Source organism: Candidatus Accumulibacter vicinus, assembly GCF_000584955.1.
GTDB classification, from domain to species: Bacteria; Pseudomonadota; Gammaproteobacteria; order Burkholderiales; family Rhodocyclaceae; genus Accumulibacter; species Accumulibacter vicinus.
In genome coordinates this window covers 14,389-17,777 of the sequence record NZ_JDSS02000043.1, presented here as the reverse complement: position 1 = coordinate 17,777, position 3,389 = coordinate 14,389, and the positions used below count along the sequence as shown (strand labels likewise).

Genomic DNA, 3,389 nt, shown 5'->3' with positions numbered 1-3,389 from the left:
CTCAGTTTGCAACAGATCTGGATCGTTCAACTGAGGAAAATAGGATCAACGGTTCGTTCAACAATTCAACGACGCCGCCTCCCGGCCTTCCCGAGCCTTCGTCGCTCGCGCTGCTGGGCCTCGCCGTGGCCGGCCTGGGCATGGCTCGCCGCCGCCGCAACTGACCGGCAGGAATCGACCCCTCCGAGCCCGGAGGCTGACAAGAGGAACCCAGGCAAGTTTAGGCAAGCCGGGTTTGCGAAGATGGGTGTCCGTCGGTTGCGGGCACCCGTTTTCGTTTTGCATGCCGCAGCGAAAACCGGAAATCCCAACCAATTCACCCTAGGCAGCGAACCAGCGCAGCCTTCAGCATGGTTGCCGCCGCGCGGGGGCAGCGGGAACGTCGAAGGCGTCTCGAAGGATGCATCGCGGCGTTGCGCGGTCGCAGGCCATCACCGGCCACCGCGCCCCCTTTTTGTTCGACGACCGTGCCAGCAGACATCCGATCCGACGACCTTGTGCGAGCCCGTTCGCTGGCGAAGTATCGCCAGCGTGCGGCAGCTTATGACAGTACCTGCGGCCCGACCTGGCCGATCCGTGAGCGCGCGGTGGCTGCATTGCACCTGCAGGCGGGGCAGGTGGTGCTCGATGTCGCGTGCGGGACCGGGCTGAGCCTGCCGCTGCTGCGAGCCGCCGTCGGCGAAACGGGCCGGGTTTACGGTTTTGACCAGAGTCCGGACATGCTGGCACGGGCGTTGGTGCGGGCGGATGCCGCCGGCTGGTGCAACGTCTGCCTGTGGGAGAGCGCGGCGCAGACGCTGGTGCTGCCCGAACCCGTCGACGCCCTGCTCTTTCACTACACCCACGACATCCTGCGCTCGCCGGCCGCCATCGAGCGGCTGCTGGCCGTGGCGCGTCCGGGAGCCGCCGTGGCGATTGCCGGCATCAAGTACTTTCCGGGCTGGCTGGCACCGCTCAACCTGTGGGTCTATTGCAAGAACCGCGGTTACAACGGCGCTCCCGGCGAGCTGGCCTCGCCCTGGGATCGCATCGCGCCCCGCCTGACGCATTGGCAGTGGGCACCGACACAATTCGGCATGGGCTATCTCGCTTCCGGCCGGGTCGGCGACTCCGGCGCAGGGGCCGGATGAGCGGGCAGGCGCCGCCCCCGGCCGCTTGCATTGCGCGCGTACCCTGGCGCCGCGTCGGCATCGCCGTTGTGGCGCTGCTCTTCCTCAACGGCCTGCTCAGCTTCCGGGACTGGTGGCCGACCCCAGGAATCCTGCCGGATCACCGGCTGGCACCCGAGTTCGTCTGGTTGTGGCTCGCGCTGCTCGCCACCGTGGCTTGGCGCGGTCCGCTGTCGCCGCGTTCGCTGACCCTCTTCGCGCTCGTCGACCTGCTGCTGGTACTCGGGCGCTACGCCGATGTCACCGTGCACAGCCTGTTCGGGCGCCCGATCAACCTGTATTGGGACGGCGCGCAGATTCCGCGCTTCCTGTGGGTTTCGGCACAGGAACTGGCGTGGTGGCAGAGCGCTGGCCTGCTGGCGAGCGTCGGTCTGCTGTGGGCGATCCTGTTCTGGCTGCTGCGCCGGGCGATCGCGGTGGTCGTGCGCGACGCCGTTCCCTTCGCCCTGCGCTCGCGCTGGGCGTGGGCAGGCACGGCGCTGGCCGTGCTGCTGGTCGCGGCCAATCTGGCCGGCCTGCGCGCGACCTGGCCGGTCGTCTCGAAGCCGGTCATTCCGACCTACTGGCGGCAGGCACAACTGCTGGCGACGGCTTTCTCGCCACAACGCCAGGCCAGCCTGCTGCCAGCCTCGACGGCGGTCGACGCGGCCCTGGCCGCTGCCCCGGAGAGCGTGCTGGCGGCGCTGCGCGGGCGCGATGTCTATATGATCATGCTCGAATCGCTGGGGGCGGTCGTTTACGACGATGCCCGCGCCGAGCAGGCCCTGCGGCCGAGCCGCAACCGCTTTGCCGCCGACATCGCTGCCAGTGGCCGGCAGGTGGTGTCCGCCTTCTTCCGCTCGCCGACCTTTGCCGGCGGGTCGGATCTCGCACACCTGGGTCTGCTCTCGGGGATCGATCTCGGCGACCCGATGCGCCACGACGTACTGCTGACGACACAGCGGCCGACACTGAATGCACTTTTTCGGGCGCAGGGCTACCAGACCTTCGGCCTCTATCCAGCATTGGACTGGGAGTGGCCCGAACGGACGTTCTACGGCTTCGACGTCTTCCTGGCTCGCCGTGATCTGGGCTATGCCGGGCCAGCCCTGGGATTCTGGGAGATTCCCGACCAGTTCAGCGCGGCGCGTTTCGAGCAGCTTTACCCGCGCACTGGCGAGGCGCCGCCCCGTTTCGTGTTCTTTCCGACCATCACCTGCCATTTGCCGTTCAGCCCGGTGCCGCCCTATCAGCCCGACTGGTCGCGCGTGCTCGGTCCGCAGCCTTTCGACGCGGCCCAGCTTGCGCACGCACTGGCCGAGCAACCGAACTGGCTGGACATGTTCCCCGACTTTCTGCGCATGGCGAACTACACCTACCAGTGGCTGGGTGCCTATCTGCGCCAGCCGGAGCCGCGCGAGGCGGTCTATGTGCTGATCGCCGATCATCAGCCGGCGGCGAACATTACCGGCGAAGACGCCTCCTGGGATGTGCCGGTGCATGTCGTCGCGCGTGATGGCGCAATCCTGGCGCGCTTCGTCGAGCAAGGTTTCCGGCCCGGACTCGAGCCACCGCGGCAGGCCCTGGGGCCGCTGCACACCCTGACCGAGATGATGCTGCGCGCTTTCGCTGCGCCGGGCGTTTATCCGCCCGCGCGCCCGCGATCACGCGCGGAGGCCGGGGCGTGAGGCCAGCCGACGGCGGCAGCCAGACAAAGCCAGACGAGCGCCAGACGCAGGGCCTGCATATTGGTGAAATCTTCCAGCCAGACGAGCGCGACGGCCGCCACGGCGCAGGCGACAGCCAGCGCACGCTCGATCCAGGCCCCCGGCTCGAGCCGGTCACCGAGAACGGTCAGGGCAGGGAGGAGCGCCGCCGGGGCCGCGAGCATCGGCCAGACCAGCGGGCGATAACGGGCGTCGAACAGCAGTCCGAGGGCGATCAGCACGACGCTGCCGAGGAGCGCCACCTGGGCGAACGCCAGTGCGCGCGTCCCGGGGGCCTTGGGAGCGAGCAGCGCAGCGATCAGGCCCGGGCGGGAACCCGCCGATCGTTGGCCGTCCAATATCTGGCCGAGCCGCCTAGCGGCGGCGAGCGCACACAGGCCGGCGGCGAGGCTGATGACGATGCCGAATGCCCAGTCGAAAGGGTGATCACTCCACTCGACCAGCATCTGCCCTTGCAGCAGCAGCAGCGGCACGACCAGGGCACCCGCGAGGCTCATGGCCAGGCGGGCCGGCC

2 protein-coding genes and 1 pseudogene are annotated in these 3,389 nt (G+C 68.8%); 2 read left to right on the top strand and 1 reads right to left on the bottom strand.

Translation table 11 applies throughout. The features are described from left to right. Positions 1-587: 587 nt before the first annotated feature. The gene (locus CAPSK01_RS18370) at positions 588-1,130 is read left to right on the top strand and encodes a class I SAM-dependent methyltransferase (RefSeq protein ID WP_273704040.1); all 543 of its coding nucleotides are present in this window, start codon (positions 588-590) and stop codon (positions 1,128-1,130) included. Next, the gene (locus tag CAPSK01_RS18365) at positions 1,127-2,836 is read left to right on the top strand and encodes a hypothetical protein (protein ID WP_273704039.1); all 1,710 of its coding nucleotides are present in this window, start codon (positions 1,127-1,129) and stop codon (positions 2,834-2,836) included. Before CAPSK01_RS18370 ends, CAPSK01_RS18365 begins: the two co-directional genes overlap by 4 nt. On the opposite strand, the pseudogene CAPSK01_RS18360 reads toward CAPSK01_RS18365, so the two are convergent. Further along, positions 2,791-3,389 (bottom strand): annotated as a pseudogene (locus CAPSK01_RS18360) (hypothetical protein); the annotation flags it as partial. The gene CAPSK01_RS18365 and the pseudogene CAPSK01_RS18360 sit on opposite strands and share 46 nt — an antisense overlap.